Origin of the sequence: Burkholderia sp. L27(2015) (genome assembly GCF_009765705.1) — a bacterium.
Lineage (GTDB): Bacteria > Pseudomonadota > Gammaproteobacteria > Burkholderiales > Burkholderiaceae > LMUX01.
In genome coordinates this window covers 270,982-295,417 of sequence record NZ_LMUX01000016.1, presented here as the reverse complement: position 1 = coordinate 295,417, position 24,436 = coordinate 270,982, and the positions used below count along the sequence as shown (strand labels likewise).

20 protein-coding genes are annotated in these 24,436 nt (G+C 59.1%); 3 read left to right on the top strand and 17 right to left on the bottom strand.

Going from position 1 to position 24,436, the window contains the following annotated elements; translation table 11 throughout:
* Window positions 1-31 precede the first annotated feature (31 nt).
* The 16 genes from GSQ77_RS09295 to GSQ77_RS09220 form a co-directional block, all read right to left on the bottom strand.
* Window positions 32-619 (bottom strand): membrane integrity-associated transporter subunit PqiC, encoded by a 588-nt coding sequence (locus tag GSQ77_RS09295; protein WP_174246418.1) that lies wholly within the window; start codon window positions 617-619, stop codon window positions 32-34.
* Complete coding sequence (locus GSQ77_RS09290; protein WP_158901315.1) at window positions 619-2,253, bottom strand: intermembrane transport protein PqiB; 1,635 nt, start codon at window positions 2,251-2,253, stop codon at window positions 619-621. The genes GSQ77_RS09295 and GSQ77_RS09290 overlap by 1 nt, the downstream gene beginning before the upstream one ends.
* The gene (locus GSQ77_RS09285) at window positions 2,246-3,511 is read right to left on the bottom strand and encodes a paraquat-inducible protein A (protein WP_158901313.1); all 1,266 of its coding nucleotides are present in this window, start codon (window positions 3,509-3,511) and stop codon (window positions 2,246-2,248) included. Before GSQ77_RS09285 ends, GSQ77_RS09290 begins: the two co-directional genes overlap by 8 nt.
* Window positions 3,508-4,986, bottom strand: a complete 1,479-nt coding sequence (locus GSQ77_RS09280) for an efflux transporter outer membrane subunit (protein WP_158901311.1) — start codon at window positions 4,984-4,986, stop codon at window positions 3,508-3,510. The genes GSQ77_RS09285 and GSQ77_RS09280 overlap by 4 nt, the downstream gene beginning before the upstream one ends.
* A gap of 1 nt (window position 4,987) precedes the next feature.
* Entirely contained in the window at window positions 4,988-8,230 is a 3,243-nt protein-coding gene (locus tag GSQ77_RS09275) for an efflux RND transporter permease subunit (RefSeq protein WP_158901309.1), read from the bottom strand.
* A 13-nt stretch (window positions 8,231-8,243) separates the two neighbouring features.
* Window positions 8,244-9,491: an efflux RND transporter periplasmic adaptor subunit gene (locus GSQ77_RS09270; RefSeq protein ID WP_254067588.1), complete on the bottom strand. Its 1,248-nt coding sequence runs from the start codon at window positions 9,489-9,491 to the stop codon at window positions 8,244-8,246.
* A gap of 72 nt (window positions 9,492-9,563) precedes the next feature.
* Entirely contained in the window at window positions 9,564-9,962 is a 399-nt protein-coding gene (locus GSQ77_RS09265; protein ID WP_158901305.1) for a hypothetical protein, read from the bottom strand.
* Window positions 9,963-9,993: 31 nt separating this feature from the next.
* Window positions 9,994-10,470 (bottom strand): YMGG-like glycine zipper-containing protein, encoded by a 477-nt coding sequence (locus GSQ77_RS09260; RefSeq protein ID WP_158901303.1) that lies wholly within the window; start codon window positions 10,468-10,470, stop codon window positions 9,994-9,996.
* Between the two features lie 189 nt (window positions 10,471-10,659).
* Entirely contained in the window at window positions 10,660-11,223 is a 564-nt protein-coding gene (locus GSQ77_RS09255; protein ID WP_158901301.1) for a YSC84-related protein, read from the bottom strand.
* A 159-nt stretch (window positions 11,224-11,382) separates the two neighbouring features.
* The gene (locus GSQ77_RS09250; protein ID WP_158901299.1) at window positions 11,383-11,769 is read right to left on the bottom strand and encodes a response regulator transcription factor; all 387 of its coding nucleotides are present in this window, start codon (window positions 11,767-11,769) and stop codon (window positions 11,383-11,385) included.
* A gap of 144 nt (window positions 11,770-11,913) precedes the next feature.
* Window positions 11,914-12,558, bottom strand: a complete 645-nt coding sequence (locus tag GSQ77_RS09245; RefSeq protein ID WP_158901297.1) for a response regulator transcription factor — start codon at window positions 12,556-12,558, stop codon at window positions 11,914-11,916.
* Window positions 12,555-13,961: an ATP-binding protein gene (locus GSQ77_RS09240; RefSeq protein WP_158901295.1), complete on the bottom strand. Its 1,407-nt coding sequence runs from the start codon at window positions 13,959-13,961 to the stop codon at window positions 12,555-12,557. The genes GSQ77_RS09245 and GSQ77_RS09240 overlap by 4 nt, the downstream gene beginning before the upstream one ends.
* Window positions 13,962-14,620: 659 nt before the next feature.
* Window positions 14,621-16,270 carry a bifunctional aspartate transaminase/aspartate 4-decarboxylase gene (locus GSQ77_RS09235; protein WP_158901293.1) on the bottom strand — a complete coding sequence of 550 codons (1,650 nt, stop codon included), beginning with the start codon at window positions 16,268-16,270 and terminating at the stop codon, window positions 14,621-14,623.
* 68 nt (window positions 16,271-16,338) lie between these two features.
* The gene (gene aspT, locus GSQ77_RS09230) at window positions 16,339-18,024 is read right to left on the bottom strand and encodes an aspartate-alanine antiporter (protein WP_158901291.1); all 1,686 of its coding nucleotides are present in this window, start codon (window positions 18,022-18,024) and stop codon (window positions 16,339-16,341) included.
* Between the two features lie 104 nt (window positions 18,025-18,128).
* A complete protein-coding gene (gene aspT, locus GSQ77_RS09225) occupies window positions 18,129-19,811 on the bottom strand; it encodes an aspartate-alanine antiporter (protein ID WP_158901289.1) in 1,683 nt (560 codons plus the stop codon).
* Window positions 19,812-19,910: 99 nt separating this feature from the next.
* A complete protein-coding gene (locus GSQ77_RS09220; RefSeq protein WP_301951142.1) occupies window positions 19,911-20,315 on the bottom strand; it encodes a helix-turn-helix domain-containing protein in 405 nt (134 codons plus the stop codon).
* A 915-nt stretch (window positions 20,316-21,230) separates the two neighbouring features.
* On the opposite strand from GSQ77_RS09220, the gene GSQ77_RS09215 reads away from it, so the two are divergent.
* Window positions 21,231-21,635 (top strand): hypothetical protein, encoded by a 405-nt coding sequence (locus GSQ77_RS09215; protein ID WP_254067532.1) that lies wholly within the window; start codon window positions 21,231-21,233, stop codon window positions 21,633-21,635.
* Window positions 21,636-21,644: 9 nt separating this feature from the next.
* On the opposite strand, the gene ydiK is transcribed toward GSQ77_RS09215, so the two are convergent.
* The gene (gene ydiK, locus GSQ77_RS09210) at window positions 21,645-22,763 is read right to left on the bottom strand and encodes an AI-2E family transporter YdiK (protein WP_158901287.1); all 1,119 of its coding nucleotides are present in this window, start codon (window positions 22,761-22,763) and stop codon (window positions 21,645-21,647) included.
* A 223-nt stretch (window positions 22,764-22,986) separates the two neighbouring features.
* On the opposite strand from ydiK, the gene GSQ77_RS09205 reads away from it, so the two are divergent.
* Entirely contained in the window at window positions 22,987-23,799 is an 813-nt protein-coding gene (locus GSQ77_RS09205; RefSeq protein ID WP_158901285.1) for an enoyl-CoA hydratase, read from the top strand.
* Between the two features lie 184 nt (window positions 23,800-23,983).
* A complete protein-coding gene (locus GSQ77_RS09200; protein WP_158901283.1) occupies window positions 23,984-24,292 on the top strand; it encodes a muconolactone Delta-isomerase in 309 nt (102 codons plus the stop codon).
* The last annotated feature ends 144 nt before the right edge of the window (window positions 24,293-24,436 follow it).

Here is a 24,436-nt window from a genome sequence, read left to right as displayed (position 1 = left end):
AGACGGCCCCGCTCACCCGCGCTGTGCCGTGTCATTGCCGAAGTGTCGAGCGCAGCGCGGCAGCGATGTCGCGGCTGACGGCCGCCAAGGCCCGGCTATGCGCGGCGACGAGCGCCTCGTCGCCTGCACCGCCGGTTGGCTCGCGCACGACGGTCCGACCGCTCATCGGTGCGCCCAGCTTCGGCGGCCGCACTGACCACAATACCGTGATAGAGGCCGCGTCGCCGGGCGCAGACTCGAAGCTTTGGACATCGATCGACACCAGGTAAGTTGATGCAGGGTCCACACTTTGCGAATAGCCGGAAACGAGCGCGCCCGGGAATTGCAGCGCGAGGTCAGCGGCGATCACCCGCCGGATCTGGCTCTTCAGCGGATCCGCCCAGCGGTCGAACTCCGCGAGCGCGACCTGATTCGCGTCGACCCGTAACACCAATTGCGGGCGGTCGACAATCTCCGGCACCGTCACAATGCCGATCGTGATGGCGACCGGCGTGCCGGTATCCACGTGTTCCTGCGGGCGCACAGGACTGAGGGTGTAAAAGCTTGCGGTAGGAGAGCTCCCGCAGCCGCCGACGAGCGCCAGCGTTAGCACCACGGGCATCAACAAGAGAGAGCGCATCACGGTTTATCCTCCGTCTTGCCGCGAAGCAGCGCTTCGGGATGGCGTTCAAGATAGTCGGCCAGCGCGCGCAACGACGCCGCCGTACGCGACAATTCGCGCATCGTGTCGACGGTGCTCTGCGCCAACGCAGAGTCGGGCTGCAACGCGCCGTTGGCCGAGTCGAGTGTGGCGCGCGCGGCGGCCAGCGTGCTGCGGGCCTCCGGCGCCACTTCGGTATCGAGCGTCTTAAGGAGCGCATCCGCATCATGCAGGGTCGTGCGCAAATCGCTGCCGATGCCTTCGAACGGAATCTTGTTCAGCTTCGCGACAAGGCTGGTGATTGAATCTTGCAGCCCTTGCAGGTTGCCCGGCACGGTGGGCAATTCCGGCGGATTCGAGGTCCAGTCCACCTTGGCCTTCGGAGCCGCGGGGAAGAAATCCACGGCGACATAGAGTTGCCCCGTCAGCAGGCTCGCGGTTTTCAACTGCGCGCGCAATCCATGTGCAACGAGATAGTCGCTGAACGTTTTGCGATCCTCGTCCCGTGCAATCCGGCCGCCCTTCGCACCCGACGCATAGCGCGACGTGAAGCGCTCCGGAAAAATGCGCACCTCGACCGGAATGGTAAATTCCTTTGTGACTGGGTCGTAATGTGTATAGATTGCGGCCACTTCCCCGACCACAATGCCGCGGAAATCGACTGGCGCACCGACCAACAGCCCACGCACCGACTCCGTGAAATTCAGCACATAAGTGTCGACGATGTTGTCATGCCGTTTCATCGCCTCGTCACGATCGCGGAAAAGCTCGAACTCGCTTTGTGCAGCAGCCTCGGTAGTGGCCAGCATATCGGGTGGACTCTCGAACGCGAGCCCGCCGATGAGGATCGACACCAGCGATTCGGTGTTGATCTTCACACCGCTCGTCTCCAGCGAAACGTCGATACCACTCGCGTGCCAGAAGCGAACGCCTTCCTTCACGTAGTTATCGTAGGGCGCATTGACGAAGATATGCAGTGTCATGCCCTTTCCGTCGGGATCGAGCTCATACGATGTCACCTGGCCAACCTGCAGCCGCCGGAAAAACACGGGCGAGCCGATGTCGAGCGAACCCAGGTCGGCGCTCTTGAGCACGAACTCTCGCCCGGGAACGCCGGCCGCAAACACAGGTGGAGATTCCAGCCCGACGAAATCGCGCCGCGCACTGGTCTTGCTGCCAATGTCCACGCCGACAAACGAGCCCGAGAGCAACGTGCCCAGGCCCGAGACGGTCCCGCCGGAAATGCGCGGGCGCACGACCCAGAAGCGGGTATCGTCGACCAGCATGCTCGAAGCGTCGCGAGACATTTCGGCGGTGGCCACGACGCGTTTGTGATCGCTTGAAACGACGACCTTTTCGATTACCCCGACGTCCACGTTCTTGAATTTGATCTTGGTCTTGCCCGCCTCCAGGCCTTCACCAGTCACGAAGCTAATGGTGATGGTGGGCCCTTTTTCCAGGATCGCCTGCACCGCGAGCCAGCCACCGATCAATACCGCGACAAGCGGCACCAGCCAGACGACCTGCACGCGCCAGCGCGAGCGCCGCGCGCCTATCGCGTCGGGGAAATCGGGGGCATCGGGCGCGTCGCGTTGCCCGGGCGGCTTATCCATGATTCCCCTCCACTGCGTCCCAGATGAGGCGCGGATCGAATGACATCGCGGCAAACATCGTCAGCACGACTACCGCGCCAAACGCGATCGCGCCGGGGCCAGCCCTGATCGTCGCGAGCGCATTGAACTGCACGAGCGCGACCAGTATCGTGATGACGTAGATATCAAGCATCGACCAGCGCCCCACGAATTCCACCACCCGGTAGATCCGTGTCCGTTTCTCGGGTAGCCAGCGCCAGCGTAGCTGCGCGGTCAAGACCAGGAACGTCAGCGCGATGATCTTCAGCATCGGCACTGCGATGCTCGCGATAAAAACAATCACCGCGAGCGGCCATGACCCCGACGTCCATAGATAGACCACGCCGCTCAGGATCGTGTCCGTTTGCGCGCCGAACAGCGAACTCGTATCCATCACGGGCAGCGCGTTGGCGGGGATGTAGAGGATTACGGCGGCAATCACGAACGCCCAGGTCCGCGCAATGCTGCTGGGCTTGCGAAAGTGCAGATGTGCGCCGCAACGCGGGCAGTGTCCGTCATGGGCATGTGCCGCCGGCTTCGACAACAGGCCGCAATCGTGGCAGACGAAAAGACCCGCACGTGCGGCTGTCGGAGCCGAGGCACTGATCTGCCGGGGTCGGGCGGGCGCCAGGCCTCGCGCGACGTCGATGCGCGCCCAGATCTCGTGAGGATCGAAAGCCGCGGCGGCCGCGGCAAGCACCAGCATCACGGCACCAAACGCCCACATGGCAATACCGGGGACCACGCTTGCGATATGTGCGAGCTTGACGAGTGCGACCAACATACCAAGGATCAGCACTTCGATCATGCCCCACGGGGTCACCCAGTGCACCATGCGCAGCACGATCTCCGGCCGGCGAGGGATACGTCCCATGCGCAGCGGCACAAGCAAATACGCCACCGCCGCCATGTCCAATAGCGGCATCAACAAGGTCGTGGCGAACACGAGACCCGCGATCGGCCACATGCCGTCGCGATACAACGTGCGAACCGCGCCCAACAGCGTGGTCTCGACAAGATCGCCGTTCACCGAGAGCCCGACGATCGGGAAAGCATTCGCCACCACGAACAAAACCATTCCCGCTAGCGTCAGGGCGAGCGCCCGGTCGACGCTGGCAGGCATGCTGCGATAGAGTATCGCGCCGCAACGCCGGCAGCGCGCGCTCCCCCCCTTGGCCAGCACCGTTTCGCGCTGCAGCAGGTCGCATTCGTGGCAGGCAATCAGACGGTTCGAACTCATTGTGACGGACCTTTCGTTCCACCTGCAGACGCGCCCGGATTCACCACTGCGCCACCCTCGCCGTAGGTGGTCGAGGTCATATGTTCGGCGTCGGTCACCCAGCCACCGCCCATCGCCTGGTAGAGGCTGATGGTCGAGGTGAAAACCGTGCCCTGTGCCTGCGCGTAGGTTAGCTGAGCGTTGAAGAGGCTGCGTTCGGCATCGAGCACCTCGATGTAGCTCGTATAGCCGCCCTCGTACCGCAGTCTGGCCAGGCGCGAATACGTACGTAACGCATCGACCTGATTGCCCTGCGCCACGAGCTGCTCACGCGTTTTTTGCAGCGATACGAGTGCGTCGGCCACTTGCTGGAATGCGGCCTGAATTGCCTTTTGATACTCGAACAGCGCTTGTTGCTGTTGCGCTTCGGCCTGCGTCACTTGACCGGAAATGCTGCCCGCCGTGAAGATCGGCAACGTCACGGCGCCGGCATAGGACCACACGCGCGCGGGGCCGGTGAAGAGCGATGAGAACTGTCCGCTCGCGGAGCCGAACAAGCCGGTCAGAGAGATCGACGGAAAATAGAGCGCGCGCGCGGCGCCGATCAACGCGTTGGCGGCGATCAGGTTTTGCTCCGCCTGGCGCAGGTCGGGACGGCGCGTGAGCAATTCAGACGGCAAGCCTGCAGGCACGGCAGGCGTCGCGAGATCGTCCAGCTCGCGGTCGCGCACGATCGGCTCGGGGTTCTCCCCGAGCAGGATCGACAGGGCGTCCTCTTGCTGGGCAATCTGCAGCTCGAGCTGGGGAATCGTTGCGAGCGACTCCTGGTATTCCGACTGGCTCTGCGCCAGTTCCACCTGCGACATTTCGCCGCCCGAGAAGCGCAACTGGAACACATGGACGGAAGCCGCGCGGCTCGCGGCCGTGGACTTCGCGATATCGAGTTGCCGATCGAGCGACAGCAGGTTCACATACGACGTCGCCACCGCGGCGACCAGCGTCAGGATAGTTGCGCGACGGCCCTCTTCGCTTGCGAGCAGGTTCGCACGCGCCGCTTCCGTCTGGCGGCGCAGCTTGCCGAAGAAATCGATCTCCCAGGAGCCTGAGAGCGTCGCCTGGAACTGGTTGAACACGGGGCCGACGCCCGTCGGTAATCCAACTGTGCCGAGCGGCACGCGTTCCCGTTGCCCGTCGAGTCCGGCGGCTACCTGCGGAAACAATTGCGAACGCGTGGTCACGAACTGCCCGAGAAATTGTTCGACGCGCGCAGCCGCAATCTTGACATCCTTGTTCTGTGCCAAAGCCGTGGCAATCAGCTCGTTCAACGCCGGATCCTGAAACTGTTCCCACCACGCTGTATTGACGAGATCTTTCACATCCGACTCGGCAAAGCGAAATGCAGGCGGTGTATCGACGACGGGGCGCTGGTAATTCGGCCCGAGCAGGCAGCCGCCAAGCGTAAGCAAAGCCAGCAGCGTAAGAGCGGAGGTACGCATGTCAGTCGCCCTCGTGTCTGGCAGACGGCGTGACCGTCGGCGCGCCTGAGCCTGAACCCGAACTCGCGGAGCCCGGTGACCCTGCATCCGGCGGGCTCGCCGTCGGACCCGGGGTCTTCTTGCCGCCGCTGCGCTTCTCCGACATCGTTTCGAGCACATAGAAGAACATCGGGATAAAGAACACCGCAATCGCCGTGGCGCCAAGCATGCCCCCAATGACACCTGTGCCGATCGAATGGCGGCTGTTCGCCGACGCACCGAGCGCGATGGCGAGCGGCACACAGCCAAGGATGAAGGCGAGGGACGTCATCACGATCGGGCGCAGCCGTTCGGTCGCCGCCGTGATCGCGGCGTCGTAGACCGACTCCCCCGACTCACGGTTCAGCACCGCGAACTCGAAGATCAAGATCGCGTTCTTGGCGGCCAGCGCGACCAGCATCGTCAGGCCGATCTGGAAGTAGACGTCGTTTTCAAGGCCGCGAAGCAGGATGGCGAGCAACGCGCCAAACAGCGCGAACGGCACCGCCATCAGCACGCCGAACGGCAAACTCCACTTCTCGTACTGCGCGGCGAGAATCAGGAACACCATGACCAGGCCGAACACGAACACGAGCCCGGACGTGCCACCCGCCTGCCTCGCTTCGTAGGCTTCGCCGCTCCACGCGACGTCATAACCCGGTGGCATTACCTCGTCGGCGACCTCCTGGAGCGTGGACAGGACTTGTCCCGAGCTGTAGCCCGGCGCCGCGTTGGCTGTAATCTTGACCGCAGGGAAATTGTTGAAGCGCGTCACCAGATCGGGACCGGTGACAAATTGCGTGGTCACCACCGCTTTGAGCGGGACCATGCTGCCCGTCTTGCCACGCACGAAGATCTGGTCGAGGTCCTGGGGCTTGAGCCGATACGACGGCTCCGCTTGCAGGATGACCTGCCATAGCCGGCTCGAACGGTTGAACTGCGACACATACAGCGAGCCGAACATGGTCTGCATCGCGCCATACACTTCCTCGATCGGAACCCCCAGCGTTTCCGCCTTGTCTCGGTCCACGTTGACCAGCAGTTGCTGAGACGACGCATTGAACGTCGAGGTGACGCGAGCCAGTTCGGGCCGCTGTTTCGCTTTCGCCAGGAAGTCATTCACCACACCCGCGAGTTGAGGAATGGTGGCGTCCCCTTTGCTCTGTATCCACATCTCCGTACCGCCAGTCGTTCCGAGCCCCGGAATCGACGGAGGGTTGACTGGCAAGATGATCCCCTCCTGCACGCTGGCGAAATTTTCGTACGCCTTGATCAGGACCGCCCGTGCGTTCTGCGTCTTGATGTTGGCGAACTTGTAGCGCTCGTCGAAACTCTTGAAGCCGATAAAAAATGTCGACGCGTTGTTCTTGTTCTGACTGTCCAGCAGACTGTACCCGTCGACCACCGTGACGCTGCTCACGGCCGCCTGCTTCATGAAATAGTCGGTCACGCGCTGCGAGACTCCCCCGGTGCGGTCCAGGCTAGCCGCGTCCGGCATGATGACCGCACCGAGTAAGTAGCCTTGGTCCTCCGGCGGGAGAAACGACGTCGGGATAGACCTCATCATGATGACCGCGAGCGCGATCATCCCGGCGAACAGCAACAAGGCCACCACAAAGCGCTTGATGACCAGCTTTACCATGCGCGTGTAGCCCGCAGTCATCCGTCCGAACGCGTTATCGAACCATCTGAAGAAGCCCTTTTTTTCATGGTGTCCAGGTTTCAGCAGCAAGGCTGCCAGCGCCGGTGAGAGCGTAAGCGCAACCAGCCCCGAGAACACCACCGAGATCGCAATGGTGATGGCGAACTGCTTGTATAGCTGTCCGGTGATGCCGCCCAGAAATGCCACCGGCACGAACACCGCGCATAGCACGAGCACGATTGCCACGACCGGGCCGGAGACCTCGTCCATCGCGCGTTTGGCGGCGTCCTTCGGACTCAGCTTGTGGACGTTCATGTTCCGCTCGACGTTTTCGACCACGACGATTGCGTCGTCCACCACGATGCCGATGGCTAGCACCATGCCGAACAGCGTCAGCATGTTGATCGAAAAGCCCAGGGCGAGCATGCCCATGAAGGTTCCGAGAATCGACACCGGCACGGCGAGCACCGGAATCAACGTGGCGCGAAAGCTCTGCAGGAACACATAGACCACGATCACGACCAGCACGAGCGCTTCGAAGAATGTATGAATGACGTCCGAGATCGACGCGCGTGTGAAGTCGGTCGTGTCCATCGCGATGTCGTAATCCAGGCCTTCGGGAAATGACTTTTTCATCTCCTGGAGTGTTGCGTGCACCTGCTTGGACACGTCGAGCGCATTCGCGCCTGGCTGCTGATACACGGCGATGATCGTCGCCGGCTTACCTTGAAACTTGCTGCGGATCGAGTAGTCCTTTTGACCGAGTTGGGCCCGGCCGATGTCCCTGAGGCGCACAATCGCAGCGCCATTGTTCGCCGCTCGGATGATGATGTTGTCGAATTCCGCCGGATCGGTCAGCCGGCCGGTGGTTGTTACCGCGAATGACTGCTCGACCGGGGTGCCGGTCGGCGACTGGCCGATGCTGCCAACCGCGAACTGTTGGTTCTGGTTGGCGACAGCCTTCTGCACGTCGGAGGCCGTGACGCCGAGTTGTGCCATGCGATCAGGTTTGAGCCAGATACGCATCGCGTAGTCGGGCGTGCCGAAAATGCTCGACTGATTGGCGCCGGGCACGCGCTTCAACGCATCGAGCACGTAGATGTTCGCGTAGTTGGCGATATAGGTCGGGTCGTAGCGTTCTGTGGGCGAATAGATGGCGATGACCATCATGAACGCCGACGACTTTTTCTGCACTTGTATGCCCTGCGCCTGCACCGATTGTGGCAATTGCGGCAACGCCAAGTTCACGCGATTTTGCACGTCGACCTGCGCAAGCTCGGGGTTGGTGCCAATCTGGAAATAGACATTGAGCGTATAGTTGCCCGTCGATGAACTCGACGAGTTCATGTAGATCATGTTGTCCGCGCCGTTGACCTGTTGCTCGATCGGTGCGGCGACATTGTTTGCGACCACGTCCCCGGTCGCACCGGGGTAACTGGCGGAAATCGTGATCTGGGGCGGCGTGATGTCGGGATACTGCGCGATCGGCAGACTGAGCATCGACAACGTGCCGCCGAGCACAATGATGATCGAAATGACCGATGCGAAAATCGGCCGATCGATGCAGAAGCGGGAAATGTTCATTTCGGCCGCCCGGTCAGTTCGTCGCAGTGTGGTCGGGCTGACGCTGTACCAGAGTCGGTGCTTCGCCCGGCCGCCCATCGGTGGCACTCGGCGTTGCAGGCGGCGCCTGGGTAATCTTTAAGGGCGTGTCGGCAACGACGCGAATCGCGCCATCGACAACTATGCGCTCACCAGGCTTCAGCCCGTCGATGATGAACCAGTCGTCGCCATGCCACTCGCCAGTTTCGACCACGCGTTGATGGCCTTTCGAGTCGTTGTCGACGACCCAGACAAAATGACTCTTCGAACCTTGCAACACCGCACGCTGCGGCACGAGGATTGCGTTCGGACGCACCGCGCCGGAAACCCGTGCGCGCACGAACTGTCCTGGGCGCAAACTCCCTTGCGGATTGGGGAACGACGCCCGCACGAGAAAGGTGCCGGTTTGCGCGCTGAACGCAGGATTGGTGAAGTTGATGTGACCGCGAGACGGGAAAATGCTGCCATCGGCGAGCACGACCGTGACCTCGAAATCGTCATTCGTCGGAAACCGCAATTGCTTTTTATCGATCTGGTCGCGGTATGCCAATAACTCATTCTCGGAAATGCTGAAGTTCACCCACATCGGGTCGAGTTGGTACACGGTAGTCAGGAGCCCATTTGCGGTCGTCACGTAGCTGCCATCCTGCTGTTGCGCCAAGCTTGACAAGCCCGTGAGCGGAGACTTGATCGTGGTATAGCTAAGATTGAGCTGTGCGGTCTGTACCTGGCCTTTGGCAGCGATCACGGCGGCTTCAGCCTCCTTTTCATTGCCGATCGCGTCATCACGGTCCTTCTGGCTCAGTGCGTTCTGTGCGACGAGTGGGATCACGCGAGCAAGATTGGCTTTCGTCACAGTGAGCCGGGCTTGCTGCTGCGCTAGCTGGCCCTGGGCCGACTGCAGCGTTGCTTCGAATGGTTTGGGGTCCATCAGGAAGAGCGTCTGCCCGGTATGCACCAGTTGACCCTCGGTATAGACCCGTTTGTCCAGGAAGCCGTCGACACGTGCGCGAATCTGGACTTCGCGCGAACTTTCTGTCTGAGCGGTGAATTCGAAGTCGACCGGCGTATCATGCGGCTCGACCGTCATAACCGTTACGTCAACCGCTTGCCGCGGAATCTCGGTGGCTTCCTTGTGGCAAGCCGCGAGCAACACCAAAGTCGCGGCGGCAAATACGAACCGTAACCAGGCGCGGTTGCACGCGCAGTTGGCATCGACGTTCTCGATCCGCGAAGCTGACATCACCATGTGAGTCTCCCACTGGGAACTCGGACACTTGGAACACAACGTGAGCACGACCGGCAACGCAGCCCGCTATGGCGGTATGCAATGGCCAAAAACCACGAACGCGTCGTCACGACTCACCAGCGTCAGTGTCATTGAGCCGTCGGCCGTGTCGAGTGCGATGGTCCATGCGTAGCCGAGTTCGGTTCCCTGCAGCAACACCTGATCCGCACTTTTGTCCGTATAGCGGATCTCTGTCGTGCGCTTGGGTCCGACGATGGCCTTCTTCGCGAAGTCGATACGCATGAACTCCGGCATGCCGATGCTGTCCGGCAAGACGTGAAGGCAGACTTCGCCCGGGTCGCAGGCGTGTGCGTCCACGGTCGCACATATCAGCGGTTTGCTGCCGTCGAAGTCAGCGCCGAGTACCCCCGTCGCCGAGCAGAGCAACGCAGTCGCCAACGCTGTTCGCCTTAGTCTGGTCATCATGCTTGCATCTCCGCTGGCTGCGCCTTCGACTTTACTGAACGGTGTATCCCCGGCCCGTCATGCACGCGGCCACCGCCCGGCTGAAAGTCGCCATCTGCTGCGAGGCCTGTTGATTGTTCGCTTGTTGTTGGCCGGCAGCCGCCTCGTTCCTGCGGCGCTGGCGCATGCCTCCGATCACCGTCCCTGTAACCGCACCAATGGCCGCACCCTTACCCGCATCGCCTGCGATTGCACCGCCCATCGCACCCAACGCGGCGCCGCCGGCCGCCCCCCTGAGCATGCCCCCTTGCTGCTGTGGAGCTGCCGGCTGGTTCGCCCCCTGCTGCGCTATCGCAACGGGATCGACCCCTGTCGTTTGCTTCGCCCACAATTGGCATTCCGCGGTGTCTGTATTTTGCTTCTGCGCGCTCTGCCCCCTGGCCGGATAGATAATGGGCTGCTGCGCGGCCGCCGCGAACGTCAGCGCCCATACCGCTAAACCCATTGCGATTCGCTGCATTCGTTGCATGGCTTGGGGCCCTCAATGTTCTACGGCCGAGCTCTTTACCGGCTACCGGCGGTCAATGTCTGCGCAACGCGCGATCGATGTCCCGGTGCCTGCGCGCAGGTTGCCAGATCGTGCAACCTGCGCGTGCACTACCGAAGCGATTCACGTCGCAGGATCGGCGGCGCTGGCTGCACGGGCAAACTGCGCACGTCATTGGTCATCGAACTTAACAATCCTCTGTCCTTGAAGGCCAAGACCAGCCATCAAACCCTCCTGGCCAAAAATGAAGGCATAGACGTCGGATTGCAAGGTCGTTGTTGTCATCGACCTGGCCATTCCCTTATCCACCAACACGACGCTCGGTCCCATACCAACGGACAATCCGGTGTTACTCGTGAGCTGCTGGATTGCCGAGTCGGTCATAAGAAACATCGCCTGCGAATAGCTTTGTGCACCGGCTTGCAGCCCGTATGACACCCCGCGGATTCGGTAATACCCGATGACCTTGCCGTTCGGAGCAAACATCACGCCTTTTCCGCCTTCTGCACCGACTAACAGCCCAGCCTTGACGACGCTCGGAAATACGACCACGGCTTTCGCCTGGTACTGGATATCCTTTGCTTTCGGCGTGCTATCGAATAATTGCTGTAGTGCCTGACGTGCTGCCGCCTCTAACTCGGGGTCACCACCATTGGCAACAGTCGGGTTCGTCGAACAGGCTACCGCGACCAACAAGAGCGGGATCGCGAGGATAAACCGAAGGTACTTGATCATGATGCGTGCTCCATTCAGAAAATGACGTCACGAAGTAAAATGCGCTCCCGCCTAGAATTCTTCTCGGGCCAGTTAAATAATGAGATACGGAATCGCTTAAAACAATTGGACTTTGGTCCAATAGCGCCTTCAGATCGGTTCGGCTGCGTCGCGATCCGACTACGCTTTTATATTCGAACTGATAGCTGTACTAACTGCCTTGATAAAAACCTCGTCATTAAATGGCTTACGCAGATAGGCTGCGGCACCCAGCGCCAGGGCCTGCTCGCGAACGCCGAGTTCATCATGCGCGGTGATAAAAATGATTGGAATGCCACTGCCTGACAGCCTGCGCTGGACCTCGAGTCCGTTCAGACCAGGCATCTGTATGTCCAGCACGATGCAAGCCGGGCGATATGACGGTATGGAATCGAACATGTCTAAGAAATCGTCACCTGTCTTGAACGTGTCCGATGCGAGTCCGGTGGAACGCAACAGTCGCTTGATGGCACGACTCACCGATTCGTCGTCATCCACGATTGCGACGAACGGTTTGACTTTGCTCATAGCGGATGTTCCCCATACAGGTACCCAAGTACGAAACCTGATTCGACGCTACGTTAAGACTATTACAGTTGGGAGTCGCCCGATATTGGACTTTGGTCCAATCTCCGCGCGCAAGCTGGCACAGTTTCTGGCGCCGCCCGTAGTTCAGCGAGCCGCGTGCTGAGCGCGCGAAAGAGCGATGCCGACCTTGTCGGAGATTCGCGCGAGCTCGACCAGCGAGTGCGCTTCCATCTTTTCCATGACGCGGGCACGGTGGACTTTGATAGTCTTTTCGGCGATACCCAGTTCGCAAGCGACCTGCTTGTTAAGCCGGCCTTGGACGAGCAGCGCCAGCACCTCCCGCTCGCGCGGCGTGAGGCGCGACAGACGATCTCGTATCGAATCGAGTTCGATACGACTCGTGACTGCTTGCGAAGAGTTCCGCAACGCGGTCTCTATTGCGCGCAGGAGATCGGTGTCTCCGAACGGCTTGGCCAGAAAATCCGTCGCACCCGCCTTCATTGCGCGCACGGTCATCGCGATGTCGCCGTGTCCGGTGATGAAGATGATCGGCAGCAACGCGCTTGCTGCGTTGAGCTCGTGCTGCAAGTCCAGACCGTTGAGGTCGGGTAGTTGCACGTCGAGTATCAGACACGCGGTACGGTCTGTGTGCGGACCGGATCCAAGGAACTCGGATGCCGATCCGAACCCCTCGACATCGTAGCCTGCGGATCGGATCAGCCGCATCAACGCTCGACGCACGGAGTCGTCGTCGTCGACCACGAAGACAATTGGCGTCACCTCGTTCATGGCTGGTGCCTCGAACGAGCACGCTGCGCCGCGACTCCGGTGGGCAACGTGAAACAGAAGGTGGCGCCTTGATCCTTATTGTTTTCCGCCCAAATACGCCCGCCGTGCATTTCTACGATAGAGCGGCTGATCGAGAGTCCGAGACCCAATCCTTCGCGCTTGGAAGTAAAGAACGGCATAAAAAGTTTGTCGAGCTTGTCGCCATCGAGGCCCATGCCGCGATCGCGCACGGCGACACGTACCATTCCTGCGCTATCGTGCGTGGCTTCAACGACGACCACACGATCGTGCGACGAGCGGGACTCCAACGCATCGAATGCGTTAAGAAGTAAATTCAGCACGACCTGCTGTACCTGCACTCTATCGCCGTGAACAACCGGCAATTCGGGGGATATCCTCAGCAACACGCGGATCCCGCGCACGATCGCATCGCTGTGTACAAGCAGTGCAACATCGCCAACTACACTCAGGAGACTGAGGGGTGCGGCCTCGAATTCACTCTTCTTGACAAGCGCGCGAATCTTGCGGATGACCTCACTCGCGCGGTGGTTATCTGCGACGATATCCTGCAATATCTCCCGCACTTCGGTGAGGTTGACCGGCTGCGTCGCCATGAAGCGCTGCGCTGCCTGCACGTTGCTCAAAATAGCCGTCAGCGGCTGATTCAACTCGTGCGCGAGCGAACCCGCAAGTTCTCCAAGAGTAGAAACGCGCGTCAGATGAGCAAGCTCCTGCCGGTTACGCCGTAGTTCGTATCGCTCGGTTCGGTCTATGACAACAGTGAATGTATAGGGTTCGCCGTCCAATGACATGGGATTGGCGGTGATTTCCGCCGGAAACTCGGTACCATCCTCACGTCGCGCGGCCTGGTCGAGCGTGCTACCGACCGCCGGAACCGACGGCAACGAAGTCATGTCGGCCGGTCGTGCAGCATGGAAGTTGGCCTGCCATGCCGGCATCAGCAAGTCGACAGACTTACCGATCAACTCGTCTCGGGAATAGCCAAACAGCTTTTCCGTTACCGCATTGACTAACGCGATCTGACCATGCTGATCGGTCATCAGAACGGCGAACGGTAACAACTCAAGTGTGTCGCGGAATTTTTCGCTGTCCTTCGTCGGTCGCGCGGCAGCGTCGGGTATGGCTAGCCGCGATTCCTCGCGACCCTGCTGCACCCTATGGCGTGAGGCAGTGCGACGCAAGCGCCCGGTGGAAAGTATCGCCAGACGTGCTCGAATGGAGAGCCGCGTCTGCGGCAAAGACGGGCGGGAACTGGGTACCTCACCGCCGCCGGCCTGTTCTGAAGGCACGCCGAGAGCCTGATGCTCGATCGTCGCATCGGCATGGGTTGAGAAGGGAAACTTCTCATGCCTGGGTTGCGGCAGTTCGATGTCCAAGTTCATAGGCGCATCGCTCCTTGCTAACGCCTGACGAGTAGGCATGCGTCTAAATCTCCACAACATCAGCAGTGCGATGCATGCAGCCGCGACGACGACAGCGTAAACAATAGTCATGCGCCGTGCTCCCGTCAGGAGTTTGCGCGACCGTACACGAATTCAGGCGCTGTCGACTTGAAAGCGGCCGACTAGCGACAGCGTAATTCCTCGCGCATACGGTTACAGAACGACCACCGTACAACATCGCGACGAGATACTTGCCACATATCTCCTACGCCACGTACGTCGAGCGTGCCTCATGCATTTTATTTGACTTCATGTATTGCGTGTCCGGGTCGTCACGCTGACCCGCGTACCGATGTTGACTTACGGTCAAGCCGTGGTGAGTCAAGCCTGGGTGAGTCAAGCTTTACCCACCGCACTCCAGCCGAAAACTAACAGATGACTTACAAAGATTAGGCGTGGACATTGTTTCCGTCAAGGAATCGTTTTCGGACGGCACTTTCGCCTCACCAGCAGGGAGCACAAGGATCATCTGCCGGGCGACTAGGCCAGCACCCTCTGCCATACATCGGGGCAGACCTTGATATACCAGCAACAGGTGGCACACTCTATGCTCACCCATGATGGCCTCCTCAACCCAACCGGCCCGACGAATCAGGACGTCACATCACGGTTCGTTTATCCAGTTTCTTCCCGGTTTCCTTGTTGTAGCGCTCCACATACTCTTCCAAAAGCTTGCGCATAGCGCGACCGATCTGTACGTAGTCGCTCTCGTTGAGATTCGCGAGCGAAACACGGCCGGACGGATGTTGCGTACCGAAGCCACGCCCCGGCAACAAGACCACGCGTGCTTCCCGTGCCAAACGGAACAGCAGCTCGGAGGGCTTCGTATTTTTGAAGAGCCACTCCACGAAGTCGCGCCCGAACGCACGCTCGCCGAGAAATTCGAGATCGATGATGGTGTAATAGTCGACCTGGTTCACATCGTCATCGTCAAAGGAAATGCCGATCTCCCTGTACAGCGCTTGCTTGCGGCTGCGGATCAAACGCTTCAAGGCTTTCTTGTATGCGTCGGGCGTGTCCATCAGTGCAAATAGCGAGAACAACACCATCTGGACTTGCTGCGGCGTGGAGAGACCGGCCGTATGATTCAGCGCGACGGTACGGCTATCGGCGACTAGGCGATCGATGAATTTCAGGTTTTCCGGTTCGGTGGTGATCGACTCATAGCGCTCGTGCAACTGTTCACGTTGTTCCTTCGGCAGCTTTGCGATCAGAGCATCGATCACATTATCGTGGTGCATGGCGATGGTTCCGAGCCGCCAGCCCGTCGCGCCGAAATACTTGGAGTAGGAATACACGAGAATCGTGTTTTTCGGGCACAGCGCAAATAGCGAAACGAAATCGTCGGCGAAAGTCCCATAGACGTCATCCGTGAGTAGAATCAAGTCCGGGCGTTTTTTCACGATCTCCGCAATGTACTCGAGGCTTTCCGTATTCATCTTCACCGACGGCGGATTGCTCGGATTCACGAGGAAAAAAGCCTTTACCTTGGGGTCGCGCAGTTTGTCGAGTTCCTGTTTCGAGTACTGCCATCCTTTCGCCACATCCGCGTCGAGATCAACGACCTTGAGCTGGTAATCGTTCAAGCGCGGGATCTCTATGTATGGCGTGAAGATGGGCGAGCCGAGCGCAATCGTGTCGCCCGGCGCGATCAAATGATTCTCACGCAGGGTATTGAAGATGTACGTCATGGCGGCGGTGCCGCCTTCGGTTGCGAACACATCGAATTCGCCGAGGAAGGGATGCTTGCCGATCATCTCGCGGCGCAGATACTGTCCGACAATGACTTCCGATAATTTCAGCATCCGGTCTGGGACGGGGTAATTCGATGCGAGGATGCCTTCGCACATTTCGTACAAAAATTCCGCGCCGTTAATGCCAAGCTGGTCGCGTACATACGATAACGCTCCGCGGAGAAAATCCACTCCGGGCACACCCTTGTTATCGCGCGCGAAGATTTCAAAACGTTCTTCCAGCCCTTCCCGCTTCGGAAATCCGCCCAGCCCTTCCGGCATATGCGCAAATGAGCGCTCGGATTCACGCATTGCAAACAACCCCAACTGCCAGAAGCCGTGTCTCGGTACCGTGGCCAAAAAATTCGGATTGCCACGGCCAGCGTTCAACATCGATGCGTTCGCCGGTCGATCGACAGCTGCGCCACCCGCGGCCTTGATCAATTCGTCTTTCAGTTCGAACGGACTCAACGTCGACATCTGCGAAGGGGTCTTTTCACCATTCTTCTTTGCCATTTTGCTTTCTCCGTGTAAGCGCGTGAATGCGAAATGCAGGCACGCCGAAAACAATCATCGAGGAGCCGCTAGACCAGCCCGACTACCAGCGGTCCAAGCAAGGTCAGGAGCACATTCGCCAATGCATATGTGATCGCAAATGGCACTGTCGGTACTGCACTTTCCGCTTTGTCGAGCACTCCGCCGAACGCCGGGTTCGCGCTACGGGACCCCGATAACGCACCCGCCAATAGCGCGGCGTTGTTATAGCGCAGCACATAGCGCCCGAACAACATGGTCAAGAGCAACGGGACTAATGTGACGACGACGCCAAGCAGGAAAATGGTCATGCCACTTTGCTTGACGGTCACGACCGCCTGTAAGCCTGAGTTCAAACCCACCACGGCGACAAATGCGGCCAGCCCGAAATCCTTCAGCAATTGAGAGGCTGCGGATGGCATGACGCCGTACATCGGGTGCTTGCCGCGCATCCAGCCGAATAGCAAACCCGCAAGCAGGCAACCACCGCCCGACCCTAGCGTCAACGGAATCCCTCCTACGTTGGCAACAAGGAGCCCAATCAGCAGCCCGAGCACGATGCCCACGCCCATGTAGATGAAGTCGGTCTTGTTGGTGTAGGGCAGCTCATATCCCGCGGCATCGACAGCGCGCTTGGTATCTTGCGGCGATCCGTAAAACGTGATCACGTCACCGTGTTCGAGTGTCGTCTCGGGCAAGATAGGCAGCGGCTGGTCGGCGCGCTTGATACTCTGAATGAAGATGCCATGACGCAGATCGCGATCGACCGTGGTCCGCACTGCCGCGATCGTGGTGTGGTTCATGCCCTTCTTCGTGAAGACGCCCTGCCGGGTCTGCATCACAACACTGACGCCATCGGTGTCCACCACCTCCTCTCCGATCTGCGGCGCCGTCGCGACCATCGCTTCGCGACGGCCGACCACGAGTACGACATCGCCGGCAAGCAACATCACATCGGGCCGCAGGTCGATGAGCTTGCCTGCGCGACGGATCCGTTCGATGGCGATCATGTCTTGCTCGCGGATTTCGATCTCGGCTACCGTAGAACCCGCCGCGGCGACCACGCGAAACACGCGACCCACCAACACAGGAAGTGCTGCCGTTTGCCCGGGACCCGCTGAGGCGGTCCCGCCCGACAGGGTCTTCTCCGCTTCGATCGACGCGTCCCTAAGACTCTGCCCCATAAATTTCGGCAAGATGTTCACGCATACGATGATCGAGCCCAACGATCCAAATACGTAAGTCACCGCATACGCTATCGCAACATCCGATTGCAGCAGCTTCGTCTGGTCGGCCGGCAAACCCAGTCGGGCGATCGCATCGCCGGCCGTGCCGATGATTGCCGACTGTGTGAGCGCACCGCCCGCGAGACCCGCGGCCAACCCCTTGTTCAGACCGAAGATTTTGGCGCATACAAGCACGCTTACCAGGGCCGACACGGCGAGAAACACCGCCATCGCGATCTCCCGCAAGCTCTTGCGGTTAAGCGAATTGAAAAATTGTGGCCCGGAGTCATAGCCCACCGCATAGATGAAGACGGCGAACATAATAGATTTCACGCCGTTGTCGATCTGCACGCCCGCTTGGCTGATCACAACAGCTGCAAGCAGCGACCCGCCCACGCCGCCAAGTTGGAATTTGCCAAAATTGATCTGACCAATGAGATACCCGATTGCCAACGACAAGAACAGCGCGACCTCGGGTGACTTATGAAAAACCTCATGTATCCAGTCCATGGTGCCCTCTCAAGTTTCTTACTATCGACCCTGTTCTACTGCGCTTGAATAGTTGCATGCCGTCATGCCCAACGCTGTCAGCCGAATTTTTCAGCTTAATTCCGTCAGCTGAATTTCCCGGCCAATCCGATGATCACCGGTCCCATCAAAGGCAGCAGAATGTTGGAGATCGCGTAGGTGATGGTGTAGCCGATCACCGGTGTAGCGTTGCCGGTCACCCCCACGAGCGCGCTGATGGCAGGTGTGCTGCACTGCTGACCGGCAATTGCACCGAGCAGCATTGGAACCTCGAGGTGTAGTAGCTTGCGACCCACAAACAGCGAAATAAGCGATGGGACAAGCGTGATGACAACGCCGGCAATCGGCAACGCAATACCGTACTCGCGGATCAGTCGCACGGCATCGGTGCCGGCACCAAGGCCAACGGCGGCGATAAAAGTGCACAAGCCGAAGTCCTTGAGGATTTGCGCAGCCGCTGATGGCAGCGATCCGATCACGGGGTAATGCGAGCGGATCCAGCCAAACAGCAAGCCTGCGAGCAGGCAACCGCCGCCCGTGCCGAGGCTTACGTTGACACCGCCAAGGGAAACCCCAAGACGGCCGAGCGCGATGCCCAGCAACACGCCGAGGCCGAGATAGACAAAATCCGTCTTTTGCGTGGCGCGCACTATGTAGCCGAATTTTGCGGCGGCTCGATTGACACCTTCTGTTGGGCCCACCAGCGTCACCGTGTCGCCGCGATTCAATGTTGTCCCGGATAAGGCAGGGATCGTGCTATCGAGCCGAGTGACGGCCGCGATATACACGCCGTGGGCATCGGCCGGATTGGCTTGTGCCCGCACTTGTGCGACGGTCATGCCGTTGAACTCACGACGCGTCAGCATGACATCGAGCTTGTCCGCATAGACTTCAGCGACATCGGCCTCCACGCACTCTTCGCCAATTTCAGGCACGGCATGGATGAGAACTTCGCGCCGACCAGCCAGCAGAATTCGGTCGCCCGCTTCCAATACAAACGTGCGCGGCACTTCGATTGGCGATAGAGCTCGGATAACCCGATGCACGCTAACGTTGTGACCGTATCGTTCTTCGAGTGTGGCGATCGTCAGTCCCGCCGCACCCACCACGCGAACATCGCGACCTACTAGCGCAGGAATTGCCAAAACCTGGTGCTCTCCCAAAGCCCCGTCACCGCCAAGTGAGCGCCACAATCGCTCGGCTTCATCCCGGAGGTTTACGCGCAGCAACAAAGGCGCAACCTGGCTGGTGAATAAGACAATGGTAACGAGTCCGAATAGGTAACTGACGCTATACGCGGTAACGATGTTTGCCTGTAGGCGAGCGATCTCCGCGACGGGCAACCCAAGCTTGCCGATCGCCTCCGACGCAGTACCGATCACAGCCGATTCTGTGGCCGCACCCGCAAGCAGCCCCGCCGCCGTGCCGCGATCGAGCTTGAGCAAGCTGGTCACGGTGAGAACCAGCGCCAGTACCGCAACGATTTCGATGAGAGACAAGATGCCATAGCGCCAGCCCCGGCCGACGTTGGCAAAAAACTGCGGACCACCGGTGAAACCCAGTGCGAAAATAAATAAGGCGAAGGCGATGTTCTTCATGTCAGGGGAAATGCGAGCCCCGCTCTGCCCCAGTATCAACGCCACGATCAGCGTGCCGCATACGCCGCCTAATTGCAAAGGTCCTACCTTGATCGACCCGATCAAAAACCCAAGTGCAAGGCTTGCAAACAGAGCGATCTCAGGTTGATCTTTTAGTAAGCTCCAGAGCATGGTTTGCCTCGGTCAACTGGTTTGTAGGGCAGCCTAGCTGCGACGCAAAGCCTATGCGCCATGCCACGATTAAGCTTTCGGACCATCAGGCGATGTCAGCTACCGCCTGCATTTTGATAACAGATGCCCGAGTCCTAAATTCGTTGCTATCTGCCATATATAGACGCGCGAATATCGGACTCCATACTTCTCCTCAATAAGCGAGCGCAGACGCGCGTTGGTCCAGACGTCACTCTCGAAGCCGTGTACCTTGGCGGAGCCCTGCAATGCTTTGGATATCCATGCAAGCGCGTCCGTGTCCAACACCGACGGGCGGCCCCCCACAGCCAATTGACCCAGTGCCTCCACGCCCCCCTCGTCAACAATCGCTTTGTAGCGCTTCACGGTCACGATAGAGAGATGAAGCTGGTCGGCAACCTGCTCGACCGACGCGCCGTCGAGCAGCATTTGCCCTGCCGTCATGCGACGTATCACGCTTGGCAGCTTTTCGGGCTCGGAGGGCATCGGTGCACCGTCCTTGTCGTTACAGGAATGCACGGCATTGAGTCGCCGCTCGACTTTTTACGTCAAGTCCTCATGCCTTGCGAGTGGAGGCTCAATTGCCTAGCGTCGTTAATGGTCCTTCCTGCAACGGTTCTATGAAAAGCAAATGTTGCCTCCCTCGGAAAACAACGCCTCACACGAAACTTGGCAGTCGAATCGACATAGTAGGAAAGCGAATTATTTGAACCAATATACTTTTTTGCGTCTCTTGGGTTGAAATTTCACAAATTTTCCACCTTGAACTTTTATAGAAATTGACCTACCGCGCGACGTACCATCCGTGTCCGAAAAAAAGTTTTCTAACATTTTGTTCAACTAAATCATTAGTAACCGCGATTAATCTTTTTCTCGTTACAAAATAAAATTTGATTTTTCTCGAACGTTTGCTAATCTTTTGTAAGATATGTAATTGCGCCGATAACCCAGTATCTGTAAGGCACAAGACTACCTGCGCCAGCGTCGTCTATTCGAGGAACGTTGTATGGCATAAGTCTTTTTCAAAGTAGCAGGGCGAATACTGACAACCATATTGGTAACGGTCAGTTCATAGCGATTTCTGAATTTCCTTTGCACTTCCAGCGGACGCATTTATTTGCGCGCCAGTCACTTGCGCATTAATCCGCAAATGCCTAAACACGCGACCTTGAAATGTGGCGGGGTGGGAAATGCTGCGACGAATACAGCAACTGACCGCAAAGATATCTGCTGTCCCAATCGGATATTCCAATCCACGAACAACGATACCCAATATCACAACGCACCTGTCAGCGTGGTACTCACGCTGGGTGCAAATATCTCGGTCGCACAGGCACCGTCGTCTGAGAGTGACGAGCCGGTCCAGTAGGTGACGACGAATTTTGACGACCGGAGATTGGAATGGACTCTAACTCGGTGACTATAGTGCTCGCGGCACTTGAACAGGCTGCATCGCGCGGTACGGTACTTCCGTATCGACAGTTCCATGGGCTCTTCGCCAGAATGGTGCCCTTGACGCATCGACATTGCGCGCTGGAGGCGGCTCTGCGCGTGCTGAATGATGCTCCGGAAATCGACTACGGCGTGCTCCTTGCGTGTGACAACGGGCTGCCCGGAGCAGAATTTTTCCGTCGATTTCAAAAGCATCGTTGGGATGCCTATGTAAAAGCGATGGGTGATCCACGCTATAAAAGCGCAACCATGAAAGGTAAGCGTCAACTCGTGGAGGAGGACCGGCGGCGGGTCTACCAGCACGCGATGCTGCGTCAGCAAGAACGGGAACGGGAGTGTGCATGCCTCTCGTGAGCCACAATGTTACGAGGGATCCTGGTGTCCCAGCGCGGCCCCCCGGTCAGCCTCATTGGCGCCCAGGCCTGGCATGGGCGAAGGTTCGTCGATCCACGCGGTAAGCAAGGCCCACGTCACTGCCAGGATCACCGGGCCGATGAAAAGGCCGACGATCCCGAATGCGAACATGCCACCCAACACACCGGATAGGATCAGCAGCATAGAAAGATTCACGCCGCGCCGGATCAGAAGCGGCCGCAGCAGGTTGTCGAGCGTGGCGACCGCGACCGACCAGATCAGCAGCAAGACCGCAGCGACCTGCGCATCGTGCCGGAAGAGCCAGACGACCCCGCCAAGCAAAGGCAACAAAGGACCGATCTGGGCCAGGCACAACATTAGCATCACCGCCGCGAGTATCCCCGCAGCGGGAACCCCCGCAATCCACAGACCGAGCCCACCCAGCGTGGACTGCACCACCGCCGTCACGACGATCCCGAGTGCGACCGCGCGAATGGCCAGCCCCGCCAGCTTGACGGCTTGCGCGCCTCGCTGATCGGCGAGTCGAGTGGCGAACCGCATGATGAAGCGGGCCGCAGCGTCGCCCCGGTTGTAGAGAATTCCCGCGATGATGATCGTGATGCACATGTGAATCACGAATACTCCGACTATCGCTGCACGACCCAGAACCCAACGCGCGGCAATCGTCGCGTAGGGCTCAAGCTTTGCCAGCAGGCCGCCCGGCCCGGAATCCGACAGCATCTGCCATTCATGCGCAATGCGTTGACCCGCCAGCGGGATCTCACCGACCCAGTCCGGCGGCGGCGGCAATGCGTAGTTAGGCAGCCCCCTGATGGTCGTCATGATGTCGCTGGCGTGCAGAGCCAACGTCGAGATTGCCTCATAGAGCGGCAACACGATCACGACCAGCAGGATGATCAGCATCACCATCGTGGCGATCCATCGGCGATTGCCGCAGCGGCGTTGCACCATGAGCATGACCGGCCAGGTGGCCACCACGATCGTGGTGGCCCAGATGAGCCCCGGGATGAAGGGCCGCAGGATGTAGAGGCAGCCGATCGCCAACGCGGAGAGGATGACGATAATCAGCAGGCTGCGAGCAATATCGACGTGTTGACGAGGGTTCATCGCGTGCTCCCGAGGAGGATGTGCTGCAATATGGCGAATCGAGCCGGGCTTCCTAGACGTTTACGAGACGCTTCCTAGACGTTTCCGAGTATCACGAAATATTGCTTTTGACACTCTACCGCGTCCTCCAGACTTTGCGCTGCACGGTTATGCTATTTCTATTTCGATCAAGGCAGGCAGTCGCTGGCGAAATCGGCGACTGGCCCAAACAAGGAGTCATGCGATGTCCACCAGTACGATTATTGTCGATAGACGTGATGCCACAGTCGAAATACGCTTGTCCAATCCGGACAAATTCAACGCGATGTCCTTGGACATGTGGCTAACGCTCGCAACGCATCTCCGTGCGCTGCATGAAGACCCTACAGTGCGGGCCTTGGTCATCCGTGGCGATGGCGACAAAGCGTTTGTCTCCGGTGCCGACATCAGCGAATTCGATCGCGTCCGGTCGGCCGAAAGCGGAAGCGGAAGCGGTGCCTACGATCGCGCGGTCGAAGACGCACAGCAAGCATTGATCGGCTGTTCGTTTCCGGTCATCGCGAGCATCCATGGCGTATGCATGGGCGGAGGCTTGGGACTCGCGTTAGCCTGCGACCTGCGATACGCGAGCACGACTGCCCGCTTTCGCATGCCGGCTGCGCGCCTGGGACTCGGCTATAGCCTTTCCGGCGTGCGCCGCATGGTCGACATCGTCGGTGCCGCACGCGCGGCCGATCTATTCATGACCGCCCGCATCTTCGACGCACATGAAGCCGAGCGCATCGGCTTGGTCCACGCGATATATCCCGCGCAGACGCTCGATGCAGTGGTCGCCGAAACCGTGCGCAATGTCGCCTCGAACGCACCGCTTACGCTCAGTCTGGTGAAAACGGCGATTAATCTTTCTCTCGCGGGGAACGCTGATCCATCGCATCAGTCGGAACAAGCGTCGATCGAAATCGAACGCCGCCGCCAAATGTGTATCAACAGCGGCGACTACGTCGAAGGACGGCGCGCATTCGCGGAAAAACGCGAACCGCGGTTCACGGGTAAATAAATGATTGCAGCTATCGACCGAATCGGGCCTACGCCGGTTCGCCATCGCCGATACAATCTAATCCCTCAGCACCGCCCGAATTTAGGCTTAACGGTTATGTCCGCTTTGTAGGCCCGATTTGTAGGTTCAAATTCTCTAACGTCGCTCTCGTCGCGAGCTGACACGTCTCATTGGGGTTTCAAGAATGTTGTTTCTGGTTCATATGCAAGTTGCCATACCCGCCAACGCAGATCTCGCTCACATCGAACAACTGAAAACGGATGAAAAGCGCTATACGCAGCAGCTTCAACGCGCGGGAAAGTGGCCTAGCTTATGGCGTGTAGTGGGACAGAATGCCAATTACAGCCTGTTCGATGTCGAGTCCAACGACGAGCTGCATACTGTGTTGAGCGCGCTGCCACTATTCCCCTTTCTGACGATAGAAGTGACACCGCTGGCCCAGCATCCGGCAGCCGTGCAGAACCAAACCGAGCGTTCCCTCGCTGAAATTTGACACGCGGCCTGCGCATCCGGGAACGAACCCGGATGCGCTCCCCTACCGTGGTCGGGGCAAATTTGCATTTGAAGCCACGACCTTGCATCCGATCCTCCGAACACACCGTATAAGACTTCATCGTGGGGCATTCAGCGCCACGTT

Coding starts and splice junctions, on each gene's coding strand:
- GSQ77_RS09295 (WP_174246418.1), bottom strand. CDS start 619: ATGCGCTCTCTCTTGTTGATGCCCGTGGTGCTAACGCTGGCGCTCGTC.
- GSQ77_RS09290 (WP_158901315.1), bottom strand. CDS start 2,253: ATGGATAAGCCGCCCGGGCAACGCGACGCGCCCGATGCCCCCGATTTC.
- GSQ77_RS09285 (WP_158901313.1), bottom strand. CDS start 3,511: ATGAGTTCGAACCGTCTGATTGCCTGCCACGAATGCGACCTGCTGCAG.
- GSQ77_RS09280 (WP_158901311.1), bottom strand. CDS start 4,986: ATGCGTACCTCCGCTCTTACGCTGCTGGCTTTGCTTACGCTTGGCGGC.
- GSQ77_RS09275 (WP_158901309.1), bottom strand. CDS start 8,230: ATGAACATTTCCCGCTTCTGCATCGATCGGCCGATTTTCGCATCGGTC.
- GSQ77_RS09270 (WP_254067588.1), bottom strand. CDS start 9,491: ATGTCAGCTTCGCGGATCGAGAACGTCGATGCCAACTGCGCGTGCAAC.
- GSQ77_RS09265 (WP_158901305.1), bottom strand. CDS start 9,962: ATGATGACCAGACTAAGGCGAACAGCGTTGGCGACTGCGTTGCTCTGC.
- GSQ77_RS09260 (WP_158901303.1), bottom strand. CDS start 10,470: ATGCAACGAATGCAGCGAATCGCAATGGGTTTAGCGGTATGGGCGCTG.
- GSQ77_RS09255 (WP_158901301.1), bottom strand. CDS start 11,223: ATGATCAAGTACCTTCGGTTTATCCTCGCGATCCCGCTCTTGTTGGTC.
- GSQ77_RS09250 (WP_158901299.1), bottom strand. CDS start 11,769: ATGAGCAAAGTCAAACCGTTCGTCGCAATCGTGGATGACGACGAATCG.
- GSQ77_RS09245 (WP_158901297.1), bottom strand. CDS start 12,558: ATGAACGAGGTGACGCCAATTGTCTTCGTGGTCGACGACGACGACTCC.
- GSQ77_RS09240 (WP_158901295.1), bottom strand. CDS start 13,961: ATGAACTTGGACATCGAACTGCCGCAACCCAGGCATGAGAAGTTTCCC.
- GSQ77_RS09235 (WP_158901293.1), bottom strand. CDS start 16,270: ATGGCAAAGAAGAATGGTGAAAAGACCCCTTCGCAGATGTCGACGTTG.
- aspT (WP_158901291.1), bottom strand. CDS start 18,024: ATGGACTGGATACATGAGGTTTTTCATAAGTCACCCGAGGTCGCGCTG.
- aspT (WP_158901289.1), bottom strand. CDS start 19,811: ATGCTCTGGAGCTTACTAAAAGATCAACCTGAGATCGCTCTGTTTGCA.
- GSQ77_RS09220 (WP_301951142.1), bottom strand. CDS start 20,315: ATGCCCTCCGAGCCCGAAAAGCTGCCAAGCGTGATACGTCGCATGACG.
- GSQ77_RS09215 (WP_254067532.1), top strand. CDS start 21,231: ATGGACTCTAACTCGGTGACTATAGTGCTCGCGGCACTTGAACAGGCT.
- ydiK (WP_158901287.1), bottom strand. CDS start 22,763: ATGAACCCTCGTCAACACGTCGATATTGCTCGCAGCCTGCTGATTATC.
- GSQ77_RS09205 (WP_158901285.1), top strand. CDS start 22,987: ATGTCCACCAGTACGATTATTGTCGATAGACGTGATGCCACAGTCGAA.
- GSQ77_RS09200 (WP_158901283.1), top strand. CDS start 23,984: ATGTTGTTTCTGGTTCATATGCAAGTTGCCATACCCGCCAACGCAGAT.